Raw genomic sequence first — 21708 nt, 5'->3', positions numbered from 1 at the left:
ATGAGAGCAGCGCCGCGTCCGTGGCGCGGGGAAGAGTTCTTCGAGCCCAATGACTTGGGCTGGCTGGATTCCTGTGACGAGCACAGGAATGAGGAGATCAAACAAGCCGCGGCGGGTATCCCGAATTTCAGCAGAATCCGCCGCGTGCTGCTGCGTCAGATCGCGATCACCAACCTCATAAACCCGTGCGGACCGGCGACACCGTGCCGGACCATTCTCGAAGTCTCGTTCACCCTTAGTCGGCGGCGGGCCAATTGTTGGACGGTTCTTCGATGACCTGCTCGCTGATGTCGTCGGCGGGATCAGGGTCTCGTTCGTAGGCGAGCCGAAGCTGTCCAATCTCGTCAAGAATGGCGGCGTAGACATCCTGTTGGCGCGCGCCGGTAACGACAGCGGCGTCGACCAGTTTTTCCAGTTCGGGGCGCAGCTCGGCGCGCCAATCATTCATCGTCATTGATCTTCCTCCGCAGGTCCATCCGACAGTTCGATCCAGGCCGGTGCGTGATCGCTCGTGTGCTCCCATCCCCGGACATGCCTGTCGACCCCCGCAGCCGAAAGCCTCTTGGTGACATGCGGGCTGAGCAAGAAGTGATCGATGCGAAGGCCGGCATCCCTCGCGAAGGCGTTTCGGAAGTAGTCCCAAAAGGTGTAGACGCGGTCGCCGGGATGAAGCTGCCGGAGGGCATCCGTCCAGCCCTGTTCAAGCAGGCGATGATAAGCGTCTTTGACCTCGATGCGGAACAGCGCGTCGTTCACCCAACGCTCCGGTTTGTAGACATCGAGTTCTGTCGGCATGACGTTGTAGTCGCCAGCGAGGATCACCGGCACATCGAGCTCCAGCAGCTCTGCCGCGTAAGCCGTCAGCCTGTCGAACCATGCCAGTTTGTATTCGAATTTCGGTCCCGGATAGGGATTCCCGTTGGGCAGATAGAGGCAGCCGATCACCATGCCATCGATCGCTGCCTCGATATAGCGGCTATGGGTATCGTCCGGATCACCGGGGAGGCCCTTGCGCGTCAGCGTCGGCTCCCTGTCTCTGGCGAGGATCGCCACGCCGTTCCAACTCTTCTGGCCGTGCCAAATCGCCCCGTATCCGGCAGCCTCGATGGCTTTCACGGGGAATTTCGGGTCTGGTGCCTTGAGTTCCTGAAGGCAGACGACGTCGGGTGACGCCTCCTCCAGCCACCGCAGCAGGACATCCAGACGGCCATTCACCCCGTTGACGTTATAGGTGGCGATCTTCACGGACCTAGTTCTTGCGATCGCCCTTGTCGCCCTGGCCGGGCTTGGCATCGTGCTTCGCCTTCTGTTTCTTGTCCGACGACAGGGAACGGCCGACATCCACCGACTGTTTGAACTTCCCGCTTTCGTCGCGGCGCACGTAGCGCTTGTCGGTCCCGGTATCGATGAGTTCGCGCTTCGACATCACTGCCTCCGTTCGTCAGGTCGCCCGGCAGAACGCACGGAAAGCCGAAAAGTTACAAACCGCTGGCCGCGGCGCGCGAGATGAGCTTCCCACCAGGAGCGTGAACAGAGCCTTTCAAGGCAAGTTCGGCGGCGCGACGAAATGGTAATACGCCCATACCAGAAACAAACCCGCTATCAACGCGAGCCAGGTGAGTGCTTTCCGTTGCATCGGGCCGACCGACCTTGGCCCCTGCTTCGGTTTCGGTCGTTCAAACTTAATGATGTTGTCGTCGCTCATATGATCCCATTGGTCTGGCGGTGGACCTCATAGCAGTCCACCTTCTTGTCGCAGCCGATCTGAAAAGCCTACCCTAATCAAGACTCCCCGCAAAGCGCTCGGGCCATCTCTGTCGGGAAGGGGGCGATCGGCGCTGCCGGGCTAGGGGTTGCAATGTCCGGATCTTGCTGGGCTCTCCTGCCTGCATGTAATGCCGGCCGTGTCTGACCTCGTTGCGCCGGATGGCTCGGCGAGTGCCTCGACGTGATGGACGTAATTCCGCCGCGTGTTCTGATCGACAATGGCAGCGGGAGCAGCAACGACCAGTCCCGCCGCTGTTCCGACGGTATGGGCGGCCCCGGCGGTCGCAGCGACGATATGGTCGCCGAGTCCCAGGCGACTGTCGGTCAAGGTCTGGCCGCTGGACAGGCGGCTGCCGATCAGTCGTACGATTTCCGGCGACTCCGCAAACTTGGTGTGATGCAGATTGTCGCCTGCCTTGATTTTGGTGAGGTCGACGACGGTGATCCCATTCGCCGCCAACTCCTCCTTGTAGGGCGACTGCTCCGGATCGATCGCTCCCAACCGGGAGACATTTCCCCAGACGCGGCGGGAAACGGCGAGTGCACGGTCGTCGCGCGAGACGAAGAGTGTAAAGCGCGGCCGTTGCTTGCCCATGTCGGCGATCTGCGATCCGAAGACGTCGACGTCGACGTCCGGCGCCGCCAACATGACATTCCTGAACTTCGCCGGGAGGCCGTCGTTGCGAATGGCCATCTGGCGCAGGGACTCGAGCGCCAGCCAATTGCCCATCGAATGTGCCAGGATCGACACTTCCTTGACCTCGGGATCACGCGCCAGATACTGGAGAAGGCGTTCTACTGCGTTGCGGGTGTAGTTGGTGCTTTCGCGATCGTAGCCATAGGCCAGCAGGCTCCCGCGCGACGGCCACGTCGCGAGCACCGGAACGCTGCGCGCGCCCGAGTCGTGGATGATCTGCGCGAAGCGGAAGACCGCATCCTCGAAGTGGTTGTTGAACCCATGGATGAAGACGAGGACGCTGCCGTCCGGGCTCTTGCGCACATGCGTGTTCAACCATTTCTCCGCCGCACCGCGATCGACTTCCACCGCCTTCAGTGTTGCGAAATCCGTCTCGGGATTGGGTGGAAGCTTGCTCGGCCAAGCGACTTCACCGGCCTTGCGAACGGTATCGGGCGGAATCGACACCGTCATTTCCCCAAATGTCGGGCTGAGCGCACGCTCGCCGCTGAACATCTCGCCCGGTTTTTCCGCCCGGCTTCGGGTGGTCGTGACCAGCATCTCGACTTGGGCGGCTGACGGATTGGCCGCTACCGGCTCGAGGACCCCTGTCGGGCGGCCCGCACATCCGTAGAGCAGCACAAAACTCCAGGCGGCGCACGCCAAAAGCGGCCGTATTGGTGGTACGCCGGCTTTGACGTTCCGGGCGAGGTGCCGCTTCAATCCAATCACTCCTGTTGAATGCCGTGTGTACGCCGGCGGAAAGAGGAGCGGCGAACTGGGAGTTCGCCGCTCCTCCGAGCGCCCGGCGAGACCGATGCTTACTTCAGATATTCGACTTTCAGGCTTTCGATCTTGCCGTTGAAAGCAAACGGCTTGCGGTCGAAATACGCAAGGGCGACTGGAGAATAACTGTCTTTGCCCACGTCGAAGGCGTCGTTGGCGGTAAAGGCAAGTGGAGCGGAACGCGGCACGTGTCCTTTGGCCACCTCTTTGCCATCGATGCGGATAACGACGTCTAGCGGTGCAGCGTGATCGCTGCTGGCCTTACGTGTTTCGACCTCGATGTTGACCTTGCCGCTCGGCAACGGATCGGAGGATTCGAGACGCGTCCGCTCTATCTCGAACAGGTTGTACTCGTAGGTGAGCTTGCCGTTCTCGACCCACAAAGCGACACCGCCCGAAAACCCCCCCAGAGCATACAACACGCCTTCGGAGTCCGGCCGCAGTTCCGCCTCGATGGTCACAAGGTTGCTGCGGGCTCCGACTTTCGGCGCCGTGAACTCGGGAACACCGACCACGTCTTGGGTGAATTGGAACTCGGTCGCGGGATTGGACGGCGCATCTTCAGGATGGAAGACGGCAGACCACAATCCTCCCCCGACCGGGAACACCTTATAGGCTTCGGCCTGCACGCCAAACGCCTTCTTCAGCGCCTCGACCTTTTCCGGATGATCGGCCGCGACGTTCTTTGCCTGGGAGTAGTCCTGGCTGAGATCATGGAGTTCCCATAGGTCATTATCCGGCGACCATTTGAAGATGGCGGGATCGAGGCCGGCCTTCCATGGTATCCGGGGTCCGAAGACGGATGCGATCCACTCGTCCTGATAGATGGCACGGCTGCCCATGATTTCAAAGTACTGCTCCTTCTTTTGGCCCGACGCCTCGGGAGAGTCGAAGGTGTAGGTCATGCTGACGCCATCGAGGGGATCCTGGCTGATGCCGTCCACGAGCTTCGGCGGCTGGATGTCCAGGACGTCGTAGATCGTGGGTACGATGTCGTTGAGATGATGGAACTGGGAGCGCGGGGTCTGGTCCGGTTTGACTTTACCTGGCCAGGAGACCACGAGCGGCGTTCGCGTGCCGCCGAAATGGGCCGCGACCAGTTTGGTCGACCGGTGCGGCGTGGAACCGGCCCATGCCCAACCCGCATGATACATGTTATCGGCCTTGGGTGATCCGAGTACGTCCATCCCGCCCAACTCGTTCATCGCACGAATGTGGTCCTTGATCTCGGTGCGGATGCCGTTCTGCGCCAGAAGTTCGCTGATGGTGCCATTCTGGCCCTCCGCGCTGGACCCGTTGTCGCCCCAGACATAGAAGATCAGGGTGTTGTCGCGAATTCCAAGTTCGTCGAGGGCCTCGAGCAGGCGCCCGGCCTGAACGTCCGCATGCTCCGTATAGCCGGCAAAGACTTCCATGAGCCGGCGCTGGAACGGCTTCTCGTCTTCCGGAATATCCTCCCATCCTGACAGCGTATCCGGACGGGGCGTCAGTTGCGTGTTCTGCGGTATCCATCCGAGTTGTTTTTGGCGGGCATAGATGCGCTCTCGCATGGCATCCCAGCCGTCATCGAATTTGCCTTTGTACTTGTCCGCCCAGTCCTTGAAGATGTGATGCGGACCATGCGCGGCGCCGGGCGCCCAGTACATGAAGAAGGGCCGGTCCGGCGTCAGCGCGTGCACCTGCTTCATCCATGTGACCGCCTTGTCGGTCATATCCTCGGTGAAGTGGTAGCCTTCCTTCCCGTGAGACGGGTCGACGCGAACGGTGTTCTCGACCACTGCGGGCTCCCACTGCGAGGACTCTCCAGCAAGGAAACCATAGAAATAATCGAACCCGATACCTTCGCCCGCGGGCCAGTCCGTATACGGCCCGACGGCTGTCGTTTCATTGGCCGGGGTGTTGTGCCATTTGCCGAATGCTGCGGTCGCGTAGCCATAATAGCCAAGGACTTTCGCGACGGTGGCGGAGGTGCGTGGTATCCTGCCGGTGTATCCGTCCCAGTCGTTTGCCAATTCGGCGATCTGGCCGTTCCCGACCCGATGGTGATTGCGCCCGGTCAGCAATGCCGCCCGCGAGGGAGAACACATGGCGGCATTGTGGAAGCGATTGTAGGACAGTCCGTCTTGCGCAAGCCGGCTCAATGTCGGCGTTTCGATCACTCCGCCGAAGGTGTCCGGCAAGGCCGGACCAACGTCGTCGAGCATGATGACGACGATGTTCGGAGCATTCGCGGGGAGATGCGGCTGCGCGGGCAATGGACTGTAAGTGGACTGAGCTATTGTCGGGCCGGCCTTGCTCCCTGAGGGCTTCGGCGGAAAAGGCAGCGATTCCTGAGCCGTTGCGGGCGCTCCCAAAAGCAGGATTGCCGTGCTTAGCGCCAACAAACGTATTCTCGCGAGCTTAGGTGACTTCATGCGACCCTCCTGGTGCCGACAACGCATCTGAACCCTGCGTGATATGTCGACGTGTCTATCGGGTCGGCGTGCCGCACACCGGCGTGCCGACGGACCCAGCCGCCGGCGCAAACACCGGCCGCCGTGAGTTCACGACGCGTAATGTCCATTCTTCCCTCCAGCAAAAGATTAAGTCCAACGCGATGTACTGAATTGGCGAATGTAAACGGCCACGCTCCGCCCGTCGTATATTGCTGGCGAGCCTTCCCAAACGGTTGCATACTGCTATAGTGCTCAACTTATTTCTTGCCTTTTCATGCCAAGTTTGCTGCCCGGATGTCACATTCTGCACCCTCCATCAGGGTTAGGGCCTTCCTGCCGATGGCGCCCTATCTCGCCAAGCACGATGTTTCGGCCATAGAGTTCTGTGCGCGCCTCGGCATCTCACCGAACGTGTTCCGGAACGCCGACGGCTGGCTTCCGCGCGCCCAATGCTTCCACATGGCAAACGAAGTGGCTGCCCTCCTGGGAGATCCATTCGCGGGTGCGCATGTCGGGCGCTTGACCGAACTGCATGATCTCGGCCCATGGGGCCAGTCGCTTCTGGCAGCGGAGAGCGTGGCTGAAGCATGCGTGCTCGCGGTAGCGAACGTGTCGTCGATCCATCAGGGATCGGATATACGCTTCGTGGTGGAGGGCGGAACCGCTCGCATCATCTTCCGTTTCGTCGATCGTTTCGAGTTCGATCCCCGGCAATTCATCCTGGGCAGCCTCGCTGTCCTGCGGAAGGTGCCGCTTCTGGCGGGTGAGCCCGCTGCAATAAGGGTTCGGTTGACGGCTTCGAGGACGCATGGAAGCACGGCACTGGAGGAGTGTTTCGGTCCCAAGATAGAAACAGGGTGCGACTACGATGCGATCGAGTTCGATCGAGATTTGCTCGATCTAACTCTGAAACCCCCCCTGGGAATCGGCCATCGAACGTCACAGAGTCACTGGCCTCGACGATAGAGGCGGCAAAGATGCTCAGCGAAAGGCTGTCCGATGGTCATAAGCTTGGACTACAGACCGTAGCGAAAAGCCTCGGCATGTCGGTTCGCACACTGCAGCGGCGGCTGAAGTTTTGCGGCGTCGATTTTGAAGAGTTACTCGACGACACGCGCCGCAACGAGGCAATCCGGCTGATCTGTGAAGGTGTTCATAGCATGACCGACATTGCCTTAAGGCTGGGCTACAGTGATTCCGCGCATTTCACCCGCGCTTTCAAACGCTGGACGGGAGTAGCGCCATCCCGCTTCCGGACCGACCGGATATGACCGGCGGTGGTTATCCCCGCGGAAAGAAGCTTTTCTCCCGATGCAGTGAAACAACGTCGTTCCAGGCGGCATTTGCTCTGCTGTCGGGCGTCAGTGAGCCGGATGCTCGGCCTTCATCTGCGCGATCTCGCGCAAAGCGCTGGTCAGCACTTCGACCGATTGCGCCCCCATGACCGCATACTGCTGCTCGATGATGAAGCAGGGAACGCCGGTCACGCCGATTTCCCGGGCCATGTCGATTTCCTGCCTTACGGCGTCCTTGTCGGCGTCTGAAGCAAGGAGAGCCGCGATGACCGGCCTTTCGAGGCCGGCCTGTTCGGCGATGCCGAGGAGTACGGCATGGTCGCCGAGGTTGCGACCCTCCTCGAAATTCGCCTTGAACAGCAGGCTCACCACCGCGTCCTGCGCCGCTTCGCCGCCGGTCGCGGCCCAGCGGATCAGCCGGTGCGCATCGAGCGTATTCGGGCTGACCTTGACGGCATCGAAATCGAAGGCGATGCCGTCTTCCACACCGAGGCCTTCGAGCGTCCGGTGCGCCTCGTCGACGGCGGCCTGTCCGCCGAGCTTGGCCGCCAGGTGCTCTTTATGGTCGATGCCTTCCGGCGGCAGATCGGGATTGAGCTGGTAGGGACGCCACTGGATAGCGACGTTGATCTCGCCGGCGACATTGGCGATCGCCTGGTCGAGGCGATTCTTGCCGAGATAGCACCAGGGGCATACAACGTCCGAGACGATATCGATATTGACGGTTTCCATGGTGCCGGCCTTTCGGTTTAGCAAAACTGCGACATAGGCCGGCCGGAAACATCTTTCAATGCGTTAGCGAACGGATGCCAGCTTACTGAGCGCGCTCGTCCCACCAACTCGGCAACTGATAACCGTAAAGCGGTACCGTCGTCGGCCGGCCGATATGCTTCCAGCGGGCAATCCATTGCGCGTCGAGATGGTAAAGCGGAACCAGATAGGAATTGTTGACGAGGAGCCGGTCGTGCGCGCGAACGGCGGCGGTGAAGTCCTCGGGGTTGCGCGCCTGCAGGATGTTGTTGATCAGCTTGTCGACGTCCTTGTCGGCGACGCCTGCGAAGTTGTCGCTGCCTTGCCTGTCCCGAGTTTGCGAACTCCAGCGGTTGATCTGCTCGAGACCGGGAGAGAGCGACGAGGGGAAGGACTTGATGATGACGTCGTAATCGAAGGACTGGCTGCGCAACTGATATTGTGAATCGTCGACGGTCCGAACCAGCGCTGCGATGCCGAGCGGCGCGAGAAAGCGCTGATAGGCAAGCGCAACCTTCTCCTGGCCGGCATTCTGGCTCATGATCTCGAAGGCCAGCGGCGTACCCTTGGCGTCGACCATCTTGCCGTCCTTGATGGAGTAGCCCGCTTCGCGAAGAAGGGTCACCGCTTCCCGGAGCACATTGCGATCGCGGCCCGAGCCGTCCGTCACGGGGAGTCGATAGCTTCCGTCGAGGATCGCCGGATTGATGCGCTCCCTCACGTCCCCCATGAGGTCCAGTTCACGATTGTCGGCTGCCACGCCGAGGAAGGAAAGCGACGAATTCTGCCAATAACTCTGCGTACGCGTATAGGCGCCGTCGAAGAGATTCTTGTTGACCCATTCGAAGTCGAAAACGAGAGCGAGCCCCTGCCTGAGCTTGATGTTGTCGAACATCGGTCTGCGCGTATTGAAGACGAAGCCGAGCATGCCGGACGGTGTCTTCGGCTTGAACGTTTCCTTGATCACATTGCCGCTGCGAACGGCGGGAAAATCGTAGGCCCGGGCCCATTTCGTCGCGCTGCCTTCGGCGTAGATGTCCACCACACCCTTCTTGAAGGCTTCAAAAAGGGTGTTCTCCTGCAGGAAATATTCGACGGAGATCTCATCGTAATTGTCGAGGCCCACCTTCGAGGGCAGATCCTTGGCCCAATAGTCGGGGTTTCGGCGATAGACGATCCGCTCGCCAGGCCTGACTTCCGCGACCCGGTAGGGGCCGGAGCCGAGCGGCGGCTCCAGACTCGTCCGATCGAACGTCTCGACGTTGATCGCATGCTTCGGCAGCACGGGCGAAAGCCCCAGCAAAAGCGGAATCTCGCGATCGGCCTCCTCGGTGAAGGTGAAGCGCACGCTACGTTCCCCGACCTTCTCCATCTTCGCAACCTTCGAGAGGCGGTTGCTGAAAGGCGCACGCCCTTTGTCGCGCAACAATTCGAAGGTGAAGATCACGTCTTCGGCGGTCACCGGCCGGCCATCGGCCCAGCGCGCCTTGGGATTGAGGTTGAACTGGATGAAGGTGCGGTCATCGTCCCATTCGACGGTTTCGGCGAGCAGGCCGTACATCGTGAAGGGCTCGTCCTGTGAGCGCTGCATGAGGGATTCATAGACCAGGTTGCCAAAGCCAGGGTCCCACATGCCGCGCGCGGTCGTGCGCATGCTCTTCAAGATGAACGGATTGAGGCTGTCGAACGTACCGACGACCCCGTAGGCGATCTTCCCGCCCTTCTTCACCTGCGGATTGACGTAAGGGAAGTGCTTGAAATCGGCAGGCAAGGCGGGTTCGCCATGCATGGCGATCGCATGCACGGGCGCGGCCAGAGCACCAGTGGCAAACATGCTGGCTGCCAGGAGCATCACCAGGCCGGAAACAACTGCGCGCAACTTCACCTCCCGTGGGGATTCAACAGGCCGATTCCGCGCAAGGTATCAATGCGGGAGCGCATTTCCAACCGGCGCCGGGTCGGGAAAAGAACAAAGCAGGCTCCTGCCACATCCCGCACCGGTTCGAAAGGGCCGCTCAAAGCAAATGATTGCACAAAATCGCAACAAACACTGGATAAACCGCACAAGCCAATGTAACAGGTGTTTCCGGAATCGGGGCCATTCAAATGCCTCATTTGGCCAACAGGACAACGGCGGCTGACGATACTCACTCTGCGGAACTCTGTTCCGTGACCGGATTTCAGGAGACGGAATCACAATGATCTTCAAGTCGAACTTCACCACACGCGCGGGATTGGCAGCGCTGGCGCTTTCTTTCGCAGCAGCCGGTGCGCCGAGCGTCGCATCCGCGCAGCAGGCGGGAGGCAAGCCGCCGCAGGGTTGGTTCAAGGTCTGCACCAAGCAGGAAGACAACGATGTCTGCATCGTCCAGAACCTGCTCACCGCCAATAACGGCCAGCTCGTGACGGCCGTCGGCCTCATTACCGTCTCCGGCAAGGTCAATCGCAAGGTCATGCAGGTTTCCGTACCGTCCGCGCGCATGATCCCGCCCGGCGTTCAGATGCAGATCGACGGTGGCAAGGGCGTCAAGCTCGATTACGCGATCTGCATGCCGGACAAGTGCGTTGCCGAAGCGCCGCTCTCCGACGCGCTTATTGCGCAGCTGAAGAAGGGCAACGAGGTCGTCTTCACCTCGGTCAATTTCCAGCGCGCTCCGAACCCAATCAAGATGTCGCTCGAAGGGTTCACCGGCGTATTCGACGGCGAACCGATCGAGCAGTCCCAGCTTGAAGAGCGTCAGCGCCTCCTGCAGGAAGAGATGCAGAAGAAGGCAGAAGATGCCCGCAAGAAGCTGGAAGAGGCGCAAAAGGCTGCCAAGCAGCAGTAATCATTAGCTTCTCCGAGTAAAGAAAGACGCCCGGATCAACGATCCGGGCGTCTTTTTGTACCTGCATCCGCCGACAATTGCGGCGACTCCACGTTTTCAGCCCGGCGCCTGAGCGGACGCGGCAGCTATCCGCACGCACCCTTTCCTCATCCCGCTCTAATGCTGATAAGTGGCCTTGGGCTTGTAGTGTCCGGCGTCGGCCTTTTCGAACAGAGCGTCCACCTGGGGATGGCGGATCGGCCTGTCGCTGTCATCGGAAACGAGGTTCTGTTCCGAAACATAGGCGACGTATTCGCTTTCGTCGTTCTCCGCAAACAGGTGATAGAAGGGCTGGTCCTTTTCGGGCCGGATCTCCTGCGGAATCGCATTCCACCATTCCTCGGTGTTCGCATATTCCGGGTCGACGTCGAAGACGACGCCGCGGAACGGGAACATCCGATGGCGAACCACCTGTCCGATCTCAAACTTGGCGTTTCTTTGTTTCATGACGCAACACATCCTTTCAGACAGTTATCTGGGTTGTCGCATATGGAACATCAAGAGGCGCGCGCCTCCGGGGGCGAGCCTTCCATCGGCGTCGAACTGAAAAGGCGGGTTTCGGATGAAACCCGCCTTCCTCGTTTCATCTTGCATGGACAGAACCTGTGAGGGCCGTCCGCTCCGCCATCAGACGGAATAGTACATGTCGAACTCGACCGGGTGCGGCGTCATTTCGAAGCGCATGACTTCCTGCATCTTCAGTTCGATGAAGGAGTCGATCTGGTCGTCGTCGAAAACGCCGCCGGCGGTCAGGAACTTACGGTCCTTGTCGAGGCTTTCTAGCGCTTCGCGCAGGCTGCCGCAGACGGTCGGGATCTTCTTCAGTTCCTTCGGCGGTAGGTCGTAGAGGTCCTTGTCCATGGCCTTGCCGGGGTGGAGCTTGTTCTTGATGCCGTCGAGACCGGCCATCAGCATCGCGGCGAAGGCGAGGTAGGGGTTTGCCGTCGGATCGGGGAAGCGGACTTCGACGCGCTTCGCCTTCGGATTGGTGCCGAAGGGGATGCGGCAGGAAGCCGAGCGGTTGCGGGCCGAATAGGCGAGCAGGACCGGTGCTTCATAACCCGGGACGAGGCGCTTGTAGGAGTTCGTCGACGGGTTGGTGAAGGCATTCAGCGCCTTGGCATGCTTGATGATGCCACCGATGAAGTAGAGGCAGGATTCGGAAAGCCCGGCATACTCGTCGCCGGCAAAGGTCGGCTTGCCGTCCTTCCAGATCGACAGATGCACGTGCATGCCCGAGCCGTTGTCCCCGAAGATCGGCTTCGGCATGAAGGTCGCGGTCTTGCCATAGGCATTGGCGACCTGGTGCACGACATACTTGTAGATCTGCATCTTGTCGGCATTGCGCACGAGGGCATCGAACTTGACGCCCAGCTCGTGCTGCGCCGCTGCCACTTCGTGGTGATGCTTTTCAACCGTCACGCCCATTTCGGACAGCACGGTCAGCATTTCGGAGCGCATGTCCTGGCTGCTGTCAACCGGCGGAACCGGGAAATAGCCGCCCTTGACACGGGGGCGGTGACCGAGGTTGCCGGTCTCGTAGTCCGTGTCGTCGTTGGAGGGCAGTTCGGAGCTGTCGAGCTTGAAACCGGTGTTGTACGGATCGGCCTTGTACTTGACGTCGTCGAAGACGAAGAATTCCGCTTCCGGACCTACGAAGACCGTATCGCCGATGCCGGAGGCCTTGAGGTAGGCTTCTGCCTTCTTGGCCGTGCCGCGCGGGTCGCGGTTATAGGCTTCGCCCGAAACCGGATCGAGAATGTCGCAGAAGATGACCATCGTGGACTGGGCGAAGAACGGGTCCATATGCGCCGTTTCCGGATCGGGCATCAGCACCATGTCGGATTCGTTGATAGCCTTCCAGCCGCCGATCGAGGAACCGTCGAACATGACGCCGTCGGCGAACATGTCTTCGTCGACGCAGACGACATCCATCGTCACGTGCTGCAGCTTGCCCTTGGGGTCGGTAAAGCGCAGGTCTACGAACTTGACGTCGTTTTCCTTGATCTGCTTCAGAACTTCATTCGCAGTCGTCATTTGTTGCAATTCCCTGTGTGATGACGAGGATTGGAAAGACGGGGCCGGACGGCCCCCGGATAGGTGAGATCGCCAGACGCGATCAGATGGCGTCGAGGCCGGTTTCGCCGGTACGGATGCGGATCACTTCTTCCACATTGGATACGAAAATCTTGCCATCGCCGATGCGGCCGGTTTGCGCGGCATTGCGGATGGCTTCGATCACGGCCTCCGCATTTTCGTCCGCCAGCACCACTTCGACCTTCACCTTCGGCAGGAAGTCGACGACGTATTCTGCGCCGCGGTAGAGCTCCGTATGTCCCTTCTGCCGCCCGAAGCCCTTGGCTTCCGTGACGGTGATCCCCTGCAGGCCGACCTCCTGAAGGGCTTCCTTCACTTCGTCGAGCTTGAAAGGCTTAATGATCGCTTCGATCTTTTTCATGAGAAAATGTCTCTCCGCTTCTCCCTTTAAAGCAGGTTCTGCCCGCTTGGCCTCACACTATGCACGTAGCGTGCCACTTTTGTAGAGGAATGACGCGCAGAGTGCGAAATTTCCAGTGGTAACGCGATAGGTGCCGATGGGCAGTGGCTTCTGCAATGGCATTCTGCCTATTTTTTATGAGGTTTTGAGTGTTCGACGCCGGCGCGCGACGGAGGATCGCTGCGTTTCGTGCTCGAAGCATGTTATTTGAGCGCTTATAGTGCGCAAATGCACATTTCTTAGTCACGTCGCTTTCCGTCAACGCTGCTCTTGTCTTGCGCTTTCGGTCGGGATTAGATCGCTTCCATGCTTCAGGCGCTTTCGAATGTCCTCGTGACCCCGGCGGAAATGACAGCGGTCGACAAGGATGCCGCGCGTTCGGGGATCGATAGCTTCTCGCTCATGCGTTCGGCGGGAACGGCCGTATCAGCCGCCGCCTTGCGGCTTTACCCGGAGGCATTGCGCTTTGTGGTGCTTTGCGGCCCGGGCAACAACGGCGGCGATGGCTATATCGCCGCTGCCGCGCTCGCCGATACCGGCGCAAGCGTCGCCGTCTTTGCGCTCGGCGACGCGGCGATGCTGAAGGGCGACGCCGCGCGGGCGCGCGATGCCTTTGCGCTTGTACCGCGACCCCTCGACGCCTACGAGCCGCAATCGGGTGATGTCGTCATCGACGCACTTTTCGGGGCAGGGCTTGCGCGCGATGTGCCGGACGAGGCGAGAACAGTCATCGAGCAAGTGAATGCGAGCGGAGTACCGGTCCTCGCCGTGGACCTGCCATCCGGCATAGACGGGCGGACGGGCGAAATCCGGGGCTTGAGTTTCGTTGCGGCCCACACGGTGACGTTCATGGCGGCCAAACCCGGCCATCTGCTGATGCCGGGTCGCGCCCGCTGCGGCACGCTCGAAATCTTCGATATCGGCATTCCGGCAAGGCTCGTTGCGGATAGAGCCGGCGATCTTCACGTCAACACACCCGCGATGTGGGAGCAACACCTCGGTGCGCTCGATCCCGCGACCCACAAATACAAACGCGGCCATCTCGCCGTGCTTTGCGGCGGACCGGTTTCCACCGGGGCCGCGCGGCTATCGGCGGCGGCGGGCCTGCGCGCCGGCGCGGGGCTGGTGACGCTTGCCTCTCCGGCGGAAGCGCTCGCCGTCAATGCCGCGCACCTCACCGCCGTCATGCTCAAGGAAATCAACAACGCTGCCGGCCTTGCCGCCTGGCTCAAGGACAGACGCCTGAATGCCTTCGTTCTCGGACCCGGCTTCGGCGTCGGCAAAAAGGCGCGGGATTTCGTGCTCATGCTCTGCGGCCGCGCACTGGTGCTCGATGCCGACGGGATAAGTTCGTTCCGAGAGGGCAGGGAGCAACTCTTCGACAGGATCGCGGCGGAGGGCGGTGAGGTGGTGATGACGCCGCACGAAGGGGAGTTCGCCCGGCTCTTTCCGGATATCGCCGAGGATGCGGCGCTGTCCAAGATCGAGAAGGCTCAGGCCGCGGCGAGGCTCAGCCATGCCGTGATCGTCTATAAGGGGCCGGATACGGTCGTTGCCGCGCCGTCCGGCCGGGCCGCCGTCAATGTCAACGCGCCGCCCTGGCTCGCGACGGCAGGTTCGGGCGACGTACTTGCGGGGATCATCGGCGCCCACCTGGCGCAGGGCATGCCTGCTTTCGAGGCGGCAGCGTCCGCGGTCTGGCGCCACGGCGAGGCCGGTGTCGTGGCCGGCCGCACGGCAACGGCCGAGAGCCTTGTCGAGAGCATAGCGCCGCTTCGAGGGAATGCTTAGAACGCCGAGCGTTCTGTCAGGAGAGCACTTCCAGCAAAGTGTTAGGGTGTTTCACTTTGTCAATGAAACAGTGAAACACGCTAGCCGCGCGTGCCATTGGCAATCGGTTCCTGGTAGGTGAAACCGAGGTCCCAGGGGAAGTAGATCCAGGTATCCTGGCTGACTTCGGTCACGAAAGTGTCGACGAGGGGGCGACCCTTCGGCTTTGCGTAAACCGCAGCGAAATGCGCCTTCGGCAGCATCGCGCGAACCTCGGCGGCAGTCTTGCCGGTGTCGGTCAGATCGTCGACGATGAGAACGCCTTCGCCCCCATCCTTTGCGATCTCAGGCGAGATGCTCTTGAGCACCTTCATCTGGCCCTGCGTGTCGTAGTCGTGATAGGAGGCGATGCAGACCGTTTCGATCATCCGGATGTTGAGTTCCCGGCTGACGATAGCGGCCGGAACAAGGCCGCCGCGCGTGATGCAGACCATCGCGCGCCATTCCTGCCCGTTGTCGGCCAGCCGCCAGGCCAGGGCGCGGGCGTCACGGTGGAACTGATCCCAGGATACAGGAAAGGCTTTCTCGGGAAGAGACATGGCGGACTCCGGCTTCTTTGCGCTGTCGGCGATAAGCGTTGCTGCAGTTCGACGGCCACGCCGCCGACACTAGTTCATGCCTGATGCAATAGCGGCAATGAAGCCGAAAGTGCAAGAGCCAGTCCAGCCGCGAGCACCGCGATCTGCAATGATTTCGCCGACGCGGAGTTCAGGGCTGGTGTTTCTCGCGTGATCGGCCGATCGCCTCGATCATCGCGATCACCTCGGTTTCGGCGGCGCCAAGGACCGCGGCATCGCGTGCCCGGATCACGATATCCGTCGAGAAGCTCTTGCCGTCGAATTTCGGATAGGAGCCGATGCTCGTTTCGGGATGGTTCTTCTGCACCTCGGTCAGCGGCGCTCCGATGTCGCCCTCGCCATAGGGGGAGCGAACCGTACGGGAAAGGACGGGCGTGCCGGTCTCAAGGCTCGGCAGCAGCGCGTCGAGCATCGCCTGGAACACCTGGGGCACGCCGGCCATGACATAGACGTTCTCGATGGCGAAGCCGGGTGCGGTCGATACCGGATTGGGAATGTGGGTCGCGCCTTCAGGCATGCGGGCCATCCGCTTGCGCGCCTCGGTGAACTCCATGCCGCGGCGCTCGTACATCGCGGCAAGCAGCTCCATTGCCTTCGGCTCGTGAATGCACTCGACCCCGAAGGCCTTCGAAATCGCATCGGCAGTGATGTCGTCATGGGTCGGACCGATGCCGCCGGAAGTAAACACGTGGCGGTAGCGGCTGCGCAGGGCATTAAGCGCCTCCACGATCGCGTCCTGGTCGTCGGCGACGATGCGCACCTCGCGCAGATCGATGCCGACCATCGTGAGCATATCGGCGAGGTGGCCGATGTTCTTGTCCTTGGTCCGGCCGGAGAGAAGCTCGTCGCCGATGGCGAGCATGGCGGCGGTGACGATCGTGGGGCTGGTCATTGGCGCTCCAGGCGTATTCGGATCGCGAACGCGATCTCGTCAGTGTTGAAAAAAGCTGAACAGTCTGTCGACCATCCCTGCACTGGCAGTGGTATGCGTTTTGATAAATCCTGCCGGCCGCGGCGATCAAGCGGAATTGCCGGACAACAAGGAGTATCGTTTTGGCTAGAGTACTGGTTCTTTACTATTCGGCCTATGGGCATATCGAGACGATGGCCCATGCGGTCGCGGAAGGTGCAAGATCGGCCGGTGCCGAAGTAGCCGTCAAGCGCGTTCCGGAACTCGTGCCGGAGGACGTGGCGAAAGCTTCGCATTTCAAGCTCGACCAGCCGGCACCGGTCGCGACCGTCGAGGAACTGGCGGATTACGATGCAATCATCTTCGGCGCGGGCACCCGCTACGGGACCGTCGCTTCGCAATTGCGTAACTTTATCGACCAGACCGGCGGCCTCTGGGCAAAAGGGAAGCTCGTCGGCAAGGTGGGCTCCGCCTTCACCTCGTCGGCGACCCAGCACGGCGGCCAGGAATCGACGATTCTCGGCCTCATTCCCACCATGATGCATCACGGCATGGTCGTCGTCGGACTTCCCTATGCCTTCCAGGGTCAGATGGGCGTTGAGGAAGTCAAGGGCGGATCGCCCTATGGCGCCTCGACGATCACCGGCGGCGACGGTTCGCGCCAGCCCTCCGCGGTCGAACTCGAAGCCGCCCGCTTTCAGGGTGCGCATGTCGCGCGGATTGCCGCAAAGCTCGCGGACTGACGATCTTCAACCTTCGTGCGCGGCTCCCGATCGAGCCGCGCTTTTTTTTGCGGGCGATTCGCATCCCAGCTCGCCGCGGCCGCGTCGCGGAATATCGCCCGGCAGACGTTCGCAAATGTGGCCCAATGGGGCAATTTTGTGTTAACATCGCCGCATTCGGCATTGGAAATGCCCGACGGCGACGTGCGCTTTTTAGTTGGCAAGGTCGCTACAGCACTTTGAATGGCTGCGTGTTTTTCTCAGACCGGCTCCGATTCAGGGAAGTATGCGGCAGCAAGGAGGAACTAAAGGGCCCGCGCGGCGCGGCCCGTCGAGGGCAGGGACTGTCCTTGAACATCCATGGGAGTGAAGGATGGTGCAGATCACTTATTTCATCGTTCCACACGATGGAGGCTGGGCCTACAAGGCAGCCGATGCATATTCAGAGCCCTTTCCCAGTCGCGAGATGGCGCTTGCGGCCGCCAAAGCTGCAGCAGCCGAACAGCAGGTCGGCGGCGACGACGAGGAGATCAGCTTCCAGGATGAGAAGGGAAACTGGCATTTCGAACACGCCGACGGCGGAGATCGACCGGAAGCAACCGTAGAGGATGGCTGACGATGCTGCGTTGGAGGGCAATTGACGCGAAGCCGTTGTCCTTGGTTATGCGACCCGCGCAGGCGGCGACCGAAAATGGAGAATTTCCATGCATTACAATGTTCAGATCTTTACCTGGACTGCACGCCTGGGCGTTCACCAGGTCGGATCGGTCATCGAAATAGACGCGCCGAATCCCAAGGCGGCGGCGATTTCGCTGTTGGGATTGCGGCTTGACGAGACCGGCGAGTCGTCAAAGCTGGCCGTCAGGGTGTGGAGAGGAGAGGACGCCACGCGAGCCGACTGCGACTGTTTCTACTATCATTGAGCCGGTCATTGCCGGCGCCCTCGTCGCACAGCCGGGCCTGTGTTCAGGCCAGTTTCTTTTGTGCGTTGGCCTGACTGACGAAGGCTTGTCCCGCTCGCAGAAGAAGTCCCTCATCTCTCGTGCCGGACTGATATTCCCGGGTCAGCATCCTCCCGAACCGCCGAGCCTGCGCGCTCTCGCGCGGCCATCGGTATTCGCGGCACAGCTTGTCGAACACGCGCTGCAGCGTGTCGAGGTCTTCGGGAAGCAAGGCTATGCCGCCGAACGCTTGCAGTGAACGCACGCCCCACCCTCCGTAGTCGTCATCAAGGATGCCCTTGAGCCCTGCATTATCTTGCCATTGACATGCCGCGATTGAACCCCTGGCGAATCAGGGGTTGCAAAATTTCTTGGGCAGATGCCATTCCCCGATCCTCGAACGGGCCGGCAGGGCCATGAGGAACCTTCAGAAATGTCCGGGGTTGATCTGGCGAGACCGAAAGGAGCGAGCCATGAGCAATCCCAAATATGACGATCTGACGGACCAGCCGATGCCGTCTCCCACATGGAAACCGGAACCGAAAGAAATGGACATGGAGCCACAGCCGCTCCCGGATCAGGCGGCGGAATCCGGCACCGACGAGCCGCCGGCCAGAAGAGGCCAAACCACAAAGAAAGAGAAACCGGCCGAAGGCGCAGGATCGGACAATCCGACCCATCACACCGGCCGCGTTCCTCCAAAGGTGACCGATGGCGAGCTTTGATCGCGTCGAGCGGCTGACCCAACTTCAGGCGCGCGATTGGTGCGCGCCCCGTTAGAAGCCGGGCTTGCCCGCGCGCTGCAGAAACGATCTAATCGCTTCGATTCATGAGGTGCGGTTCCTCGGGATCGTTTCGCATCCGCGTGACTGTTTCATGCATGTCGTTGTGCCTGACCCGGGCACCGTATGGGGTTTTGGAGAGGGATCCATGTTCTACGCGATATTGGCCTATCACGAGGAAGAGGTGGTCGAATCCTGGACCAGGGAGGCAGATGCCAAGCTGATGGACGATCTGCTGCAGGTCAATGATCGCCTCGTCCGGGAAAAGCGATTGGGGCCGGCCGCACGGCTTGGCTCGACCAGGGATGCCGTGACGTTGCGGGGCGATGGTGCCGGCATGATCATCGACGGTCCCTTTGCCGAGACCAAGGAGCAGTTGCTCGGCCTCTACGTGGTCGACTGCCCGAACCTTGAAGCCGCCGTCGAGACGGCGCGCGAATTGCGCCGGGTCAACCCGACCGCCGTATACGAGATCCGACCGATTTCGCTCTACCTGCCCGGTGCGGCGCTTTCGGCGCCCGACGCGGGTCCGGCTTGACGTGAGGCAGGGCGGCGGCAAAACATCCCCTTGACTGAATCGCCTATGTGCCTGATTTAAGCTGCGGGCGGACGTGGCGAAACTGGTAGACGCAAGGGACTTAAAATCCCTCGGGAAACCGTACGGGTTCGATTCCCGTCGTCCGCACCAAAGCTGCAAGATCGGCATTCACTCAAGGGCCGGAGATCTCGAATGGTTGATCGACGCTTGCGCTCCTGCCGCTGTTGGTGTCGTTGAAGCGGTAGCGCAGCACATAGTTCCCTGATGGTGCCCCGGCGACGTCGATCCTCAGCGTCGCATAGATTTCCTGGTTGCGCTGATAGCCCTTGAAGGTGAAATCGCCGAACGCCTTCTGGCTCGCGAGGACCTCTCCCTTCGGATTCAGGATGTCGAAGTCGACCGTGAAGCGTGTCTCGAGCTTACCCTCGTCGCTTGCCTCCTTCCAGGTAAGTCCCACGGGCTCGACATAGGATATGAGCGTTTCGCCGGCTTCGAATACCGGATCGGGCCGGGGCTCGTACATTGCAAAGCCGGCCGGTGCTGCTGTGACGAAGACCGCCTTGCCGATGGCGAAGGGAAGGGTCTGCGAAAAGTCGCTCATGGCCTTGCGCAAGGTTTCCTGGGCGCCGGCGGCATCGCCGGAGCTCGCCTGCTGTTCGGCCTTCGCCGCAGCGTCGGCAAGCGGACCCGCCTCTGCCTGCGTGTCGGCGAGGATGACGGTGGCGTTCGTGAGTGCCGCCAGCAGGAGCAGGTATCTCGGCATCGCGCTTTCCAAATGCCCGATCGCTCTGAGCTTTCGGCATTTGGCACACCAAGTCAAGGCAAGGCTGCAGCCGAGCGGCGGCTGTTACTGCTTCCAGAAGATCGGAGTGAGCACGACGAGGACGGTCAGGACCTCCAGACGCCCGAGCAGCATCATCAGCGACAGCAGATAGAGCTCGGGATCCTGGAGTGTCGAGAAATTGCCCGCAGGGCCGATAAGGCTGCCGAGGCCGGGGCCGACATTGGAGAGACACGTGATGACGGCCGACACGGCCGTGACGAGATCATAGCCGAGGGCACCCATGACCAGACTGCCGAAGACCCAGAGCAGGATATAGGTGATGAAGAACAGCAGAATGGCGCGCTGCACGTCCGCGTCGACCGTATTCTTCCCGTACCGGACCGCGTAGATCGCATTCGGGTAGACGAGCTTGTTCAGGGCAGACCGGATGGCGTTGAAGAGCACGACGAACCGATAGGCCTTCATGCCGCCCGCTGTCGAGCCTGAACAACCGCCGATGAACGTGCATATGAACGCGACCATGACCACGAACGGTCCCCAAAGGCTGTAATCTTCGCTCGCATAGCCCGTGGTCGACAATATCGACGTGATGTTGAAGAAGGCATAGGTAAGCGCGAGGTGGAACTCGACGCCGTTGGCGAGCCGGTGATAGGCCGCGACCGCAACCGAGAATGCGGTGAGATAGCCGAGAAATACGATGATCTGAGGATCGCGAAGGGCGTCCAGGCGCCCGCGCACGACGAGCACGATCAGGATGGAGAAGGGCAGGCTGCAGACCGTCATGAAGAACGTGCTGGCCCAGAGCAGGGGAATGCTGGAAAAGTAGCCGAATGACGCGTCGTGCGTAGAAAAGCCGCCCGTCGCGACGGTCGTCATCGCGTGGTTGATCGCGTCGAACCTGTTCATCCCGAGCATGGCATAGCTGATCGCGCACAGCAGAGTGATCGACACGTACACGACGAGGAAGGCGCGGCCGAAGCTCGCGAGCCGGGCAAAGGGTTTGTCGCTGGTGTCGGAGGATTCCATCTTGAAGAAGGACATTCCGCCGACACGCAGATAGGGGATGATGAACAGGCCGAGAACGACGATGCCGATGCCGCCGAACCAGCTCAGGAGCGACCGCCAGAGCAAGAGGCCGGGCGGCGCGTCATCGAGCCCGACGATTACGGTCGAGCCGGTCGTCGTTACCGCCGAGACGGACTCGAACAGGGCCTGGGCAAAATCCAGCTTTACCGAGGAAAGCCAGAGTGGAATGGCGCCGACGATCGAAAACACGATCCACAGGACATTCACAACCAGGAAGCCGAATTTCTTCGAGAAGGGCGGGGGACCTGCGCGGGTCGCCATGAACGTCGTCGACGAGATTGCGCCCGACATGAAGGCGGTCACGGCGAAGACCTGCCAGTCCGGGTGACCATAATAGAGATCGACCAGGGCCGGAATCAGCATCGCGCCGGAGAGATAGAGCCCCAGGATCGCCGCGAGATGGACAGCATGCCGGATCAGATTCGCGTTCAAGCTCTTGATTTCCTGCAAGCGGTTTGTCGGTG

Annotated in this window: 22 protein-coding genes, 1 tRNA gene and 1 pseudogene; 9 read left to right on the top strand and 15 right to left on the bottom strand. The window is 60.9% G+C overall.

Annotated elements, in window-relative coordinates:
- Positions 1 to 235: 235 nt before the first annotated feature.
- From PZL22_RS09100 to PZL22_RS09080, 5 genes are all read right to left on the bottom strand, one after another.
- The gene (locus PZL22_RS09100) at positions 236 to 454 is read right to left on the bottom strand and encodes a hypothetical protein (protein ID WP_003528029.1); all 219 of its coding nucleotides are present in this window, start codon (positions 452 to 454) and stop codon (positions 236 to 238) included.
- Complete coding sequence (gene xth, locus PZL22_RS09095) at positions 451 to 1245, bottom strand: exodeoxyribonuclease III (RefSeq protein ID WP_003528030.1); 795 nt, start codon at positions 1243 to 1245, stop codon at positions 451 to 453. The genes PZL22_RS09100 and xth overlap by 4 nt, the downstream gene beginning before the upstream one ends.
- A gap of 4 nt (positions 1246 to 1249) precedes the next feature.
- Positions 1250 to 1426, bottom strand: coding sequence for a hypothetical protein (locus PZL22_RS09090; protein ID WP_003528032.1), 177 nt, complete (start codon positions 1424 to 1426; stop codon positions 1250 to 1252).
- Between the two features lie 420 nt (positions 1427 to 1846).
- The gene (locus tag PZL22_RS09085; RefSeq protein ID WP_284718594.1) at positions 1847 to 3166 is read right to left on the bottom strand and encodes an alpha/beta hydrolase; all 1320 of its coding nucleotides are present in this window, start codon (positions 3164 to 3166) and stop codon (positions 1847 to 1849) included.
- A 98-nt stretch (positions 3167 to 3264) separates the two neighbouring features.
- Positions 3265 to 5643, bottom strand: coding sequence for an arylsulfatase (locus PZL22_RS09080; protein WP_033048528.1), 2379 nt, complete (start codon positions 5641 to 5643; stop codon positions 3265 to 3267).
- Positions 5644 to 6003: 360 nt separating this feature from the next.
- On the opposite strand from PZL22_RS09080, the pseudogene PZL22_RS09075 reads away from it, so the two are divergent.
- Positions 6004 to 6935 (top strand): annotated as a pseudogene (locus PZL22_RS09075) (AraC family transcriptional regulator).
- 90 nt (positions 6936 to 7025) lie between these two features.
- Here PZL22_RS09075 and PZL22_RS09065 read toward each other — a convergent pair.
- Both PZL22_RS09065 and PZL22_RS09060 read right to left on the bottom strand, forming a co-directional pair.
- Positions 7026 to 7691: a DsbA family oxidoreductase gene (locus PZL22_RS09065; RefSeq protein WP_003528038.1), complete on the bottom strand. Its 666-nt coding sequence runs from the start codon at positions 7689 to 7691 to the stop codon at positions 7026 to 7028.
- An 82-nt stretch (positions 7692 to 7773) separates the two neighbouring features.
- On the bottom strand, positions 7774 to 9588 hold the full coding sequence (locus PZL22_RS09060; RefSeq protein WP_003528040.1) for an extracellular solute-binding protein: 1815 nt from the start codon (positions 9586 to 9588) through the stop codon (positions 7774 to 7776).
- A gap of 319 nt (positions 9589 to 9907) precedes the next feature.
- Between PZL22_RS09060 and PZL22_RS09055 the strand changes: the two genes are divergently transcribed.
- Entirely contained in the window at positions 9908 to 10537 is a 630-nt protein-coding gene (locus PZL22_RS09055) for an invasion associated locus B family protein (RefSeq protein WP_003528049.1), read from the top strand.
- Between the two features lie 156 nt (positions 10538 to 10693).
- Here the strand turns inward: PZL22_RS09055 and hspQ are convergent, their stop codons facing one another.
- The 3 genes from hspQ to PZL22_RS09040 form a co-directional block, all read right to left on the bottom strand.
- Positions 10694 to 11023 (bottom strand): heat shock protein HspQ, encoded by a 330-nt coding sequence (gene hspQ / locus PZL22_RS09050; RefSeq protein WP_003528052.1) that lies wholly within the window; start codon positions 11021 to 11023, stop codon positions 10694 to 10696.
- 180 nt (positions 11024 to 11203) lie between these two features.
- Positions 11204 to 12613, bottom strand: coding sequence for a type I glutamate--ammonia ligase (glnA, locus tag PZL22_RS09045; protein ID WP_003528053.1), 1410 nt, complete (start codon positions 12611 to 12613; stop codon positions 11204 to 11206).
- Between the two features lie 82 nt (positions 12614 to 12695).
- Positions 12696 to 13034: a P-II family nitrogen regulator gene (locus tag PZL22_RS09040; protein WP_003528058.1), complete on the bottom strand. Its 339-nt coding sequence runs from the start codon at positions 13032 to 13034 to the stop codon at positions 12696 to 12698.
- A gap of 345 nt (positions 13035 to 13379) precedes the next feature.
- Here PZL22_RS09040 and PZL22_RS09035 point away from each other — a divergent pair, with 345 nt between their 5' ends.
- Positions 13380 to 14864: a bifunctional ADP-dependent NAD(P)H-hydrate dehydratase/NAD(P)H-hydrate epimerase gene (locus PZL22_RS09035; RefSeq protein ID WP_003528061.1), complete on the top strand. Its 1485-nt coding sequence runs from the start codon at positions 13380 to 13382 to the stop codon at positions 14862 to 14864.
- A gap of 80 nt (positions 14865 to 14944) precedes the next feature.
- Here the strand turns inward: PZL22_RS09035 and gpt are convergent, their stop codons facing one another.
- Together gpt and PZL22_RS09025 are read right to left on the bottom strand one after the other, a co-directional pair.
- Positions 14945 to 15442: a xanthine phosphoribosyltransferase gene (gene gpt / locus PZL22_RS09030; protein ID WP_003528063.1), complete on the bottom strand. Its 498-nt coding sequence runs from the start codon at positions 15440 to 15442 to the stop codon at positions 14945 to 14947.
- A 169-nt stretch (positions 15443 to 15611) separates the two neighbouring features.
- Positions 15612 to 16373 (bottom strand): competence/damage-inducible protein A, encoded by a 762-nt coding sequence (locus tag PZL22_RS09025; RefSeq protein ID WP_003528065.1) that lies wholly within the window; start codon positions 16371 to 16373, stop codon positions 15612 to 15614.
- Between the two features lie 161 nt (positions 16374 to 16534).
- On the opposite strand from PZL22_RS09025, the gene wrbA reads away from it, so the two are divergent.
- From wrbA to PZL22_RS09010, 3 genes are all read left to right on the top strand, one after another.
- Positions 16535 to 17134 (top strand): NAD(P)H:quinone oxidoreductase type IV, encoded by a 600-nt coding sequence (gene wrbA / locus PZL22_RS09020; protein WP_003528068.1) that lies wholly within the window; start codon positions 16535 to 16537, stop codon positions 17132 to 17134.
- Positions 17135 to 17486: 352 nt separating this feature from the next.
- Positions 17487 to 17729, top strand: coding sequence for a DUF2188 domain-containing protein (locus PZL22_RS09015; protein WP_003528075.1), 243 nt, complete (start codon positions 17487 to 17489; stop codon positions 17727 to 17729).
- A gap of 88 nt (positions 17730 to 17817) precedes the next feature.
- On the top strand, positions 17818 to 18036 hold the full coding sequence (locus tag PZL22_RS09010) for a hypothetical protein (protein WP_003528078.1): 219 nt from the start codon (positions 17818 to 17820) through the stop codon (positions 18034 to 18036).
- A 43-nt stretch (positions 18037 to 18079) separates the two neighbouring features.
- On the opposite strand, the gene PZL22_RS09005 is transcribed toward PZL22_RS09010, so the two are convergent.
- Entirely contained in the window at positions 18080 to 18319 is a 240-nt protein-coding gene (locus PZL22_RS09005) for a hypothetical protein (RefSeq protein WP_003528080.1), read from the bottom strand.
- 208 nt (positions 18320 to 18527) lie between these two features.
- Here PZL22_RS09005 and PZL22_RS09000 point away from each other — a divergent pair, with 208 nt between their 5' ends.
- The 3 genes from PZL22_RS09000 (at position 18528) to PZL22_RS08990 (ending at position 19524) form a co-directional block, all read left to right on the top strand.
- On the top strand, positions 18528 to 18779 hold the full coding sequence (locus PZL22_RS09000; protein WP_003528083.1) for a hypothetical protein: 252 nt from the start codon (positions 18528 to 18530) through the stop codon (positions 18777 to 18779).
- Between the two features lie 205 nt (positions 18780 to 18984).
- Entirely contained in the window at positions 18985 to 19374 is a 390-nt protein-coding gene (locus PZL22_RS08995; protein WP_003528086.1) for a YciI family protein, read from the top strand.
- Positions 19375 to 19441: 67 nt separating this feature from the next.
- Positions 19442 to 19524: transfer RNA gene (locus PZL22_RS08990), tRNA-Leu, on the top strand.
- A 22-nt stretch (positions 19525 to 19546) separates the two neighbouring features.
- Here the strand turns inward: PZL22_RS08990 and PZL22_RS08985 are convergent.
- Positions 19547 to 20137, bottom strand: coding sequence for a hypothetical protein (locus PZL22_RS08985; protein WP_003528236.1), 591 nt, complete (start codon positions 20135 to 20137; stop codon positions 19547 to 19549).
- An 84-nt stretch (positions 20138 to 20221) separates the two neighbouring features.
- Positions 20222 to 21676, bottom strand: coding sequence for a TrkH family potassium uptake protein (locus tag PZL22_RS08980; protein ID WP_010969358.1), 1455 nt, complete (start codon positions 21674 to 21676; stop codon positions 20222 to 20224).
- Positions 21677 to 21708 lie beyond the last annotated feature (32 nt).

The organism is Ensifer meliloti, from assembly GCF_030064585.1.
Lineage (GTDB): Bacteria > Pseudomonadota > Alphaproteobacteria > Rhizobiales > Rhizobiaceae > Sinorhizobium > Sinorhizobium meliloti.
This window is presented reverse-complemented; position numbering and strand designations above follow the sequence as displayed.

Coding starts and splice junctions, on each gene's coding strand:
- PZL22_RS09100 (WP_003528029.1), bottom strand. CDS start 454: ATGACGATGAATGATTGGCGCGCCGAGCTGCGCCCCGAACTGGAAAAA.
- PZL22_RS09090 (WP_003528032.1), bottom strand. CDS start 1,426: ATGTCGAAGCGCGAACTCATCGATACCGGGACCGACAAGCGCTACGTG.
- PZL22_RS09080 (WP_033048528.1), bottom strand. CDS start 5,643: ATGAAGTCACCTAAGCTCGCGAGAATACGTTTGTTGGCGCTAAGCACG.
- PZL22_RS09065 (WP_003528038.1), bottom strand. CDS start 7,691: ATGGAAACCGTCAATATCGATATCGTCTCGGACGTTGTATGCCCCTGG.
- PZL22_RS09055 (WP_003528049.1), top strand. CDS start 9,908: ATGATCTTCAAGTCGAACTTCACCACACGCGCGGGATTGGCAGCGCTG.
- hspQ (WP_003528052.1), bottom strand. CDS start 11,023: ATGAAACAAAGAAACGCCAAGTTTGAGATCGGACAGGTGGTTCGCCAT.
- glnA (WP_003528053.1), bottom strand. CDS start 12,613: ATGACGACTGCGAATGAAGTTCTGAAGCAGATCAAGGAAAACGACGTC.
- PZL22_RS09040 (WP_003528058.1), bottom strand. CDS start 13,034: ATGAAAAAGATCGAAGCGATCATTAAGCCTTTCAAGCTCGACGAAGTG.
- PZL22_RS09035 (WP_003528061.1), top strand. CDS start 13,380: ATGCTTCAGGCGCTTTCGAATGTCCTCGTGACCCCGGCGGAAATGACA.
- gpt (WP_003528063.1), bottom strand. CDS start 15,442: ATGTCTCTTCCCGAGAAAGCCTTTCCTGTATCCTGGGATCAGTTCCAC.
- PZL22_RS09025 (WP_003528065.1), bottom strand. CDS start 16,373: ATGACCAGCCCCACGATCGTCACCGCCGCCATGCTCGCCATCGGCGAC.
- PZL22_RS09015 (WP_003528075.1), top strand. CDS start 17,487: ATGGTGCAGATCACTTATTTCATCGTTCCACACGATGGAGGCTGGGCC.
- PZL22_RS09010 (WP_003528078.1), top strand. CDS start 17,818: ATGCATTACAATGTTCAGATCTTTACCTGGACTGCACGCCTGGGCGTT.
- PZL22_RS09000 (WP_003528083.1), top strand. CDS start 18,528: ATGAGCAATCCCAAATATGACGATCTGACGGACCAGCCGATGCCGTCT.
- PZL22_RS08995 (WP_003528086.1), top strand. CDS start 18,985: ATGTTCTACGCGATATTGGCCTATCACGAGGAAGAGGTGGTCGAATCC.
- PZL22_RS08985 (WP_003528236.1), bottom strand. CDS start 20,137: ATGCCGAGATACCTGCTCCTGCTGGCGGCACTCACGAACGCCACCGTC.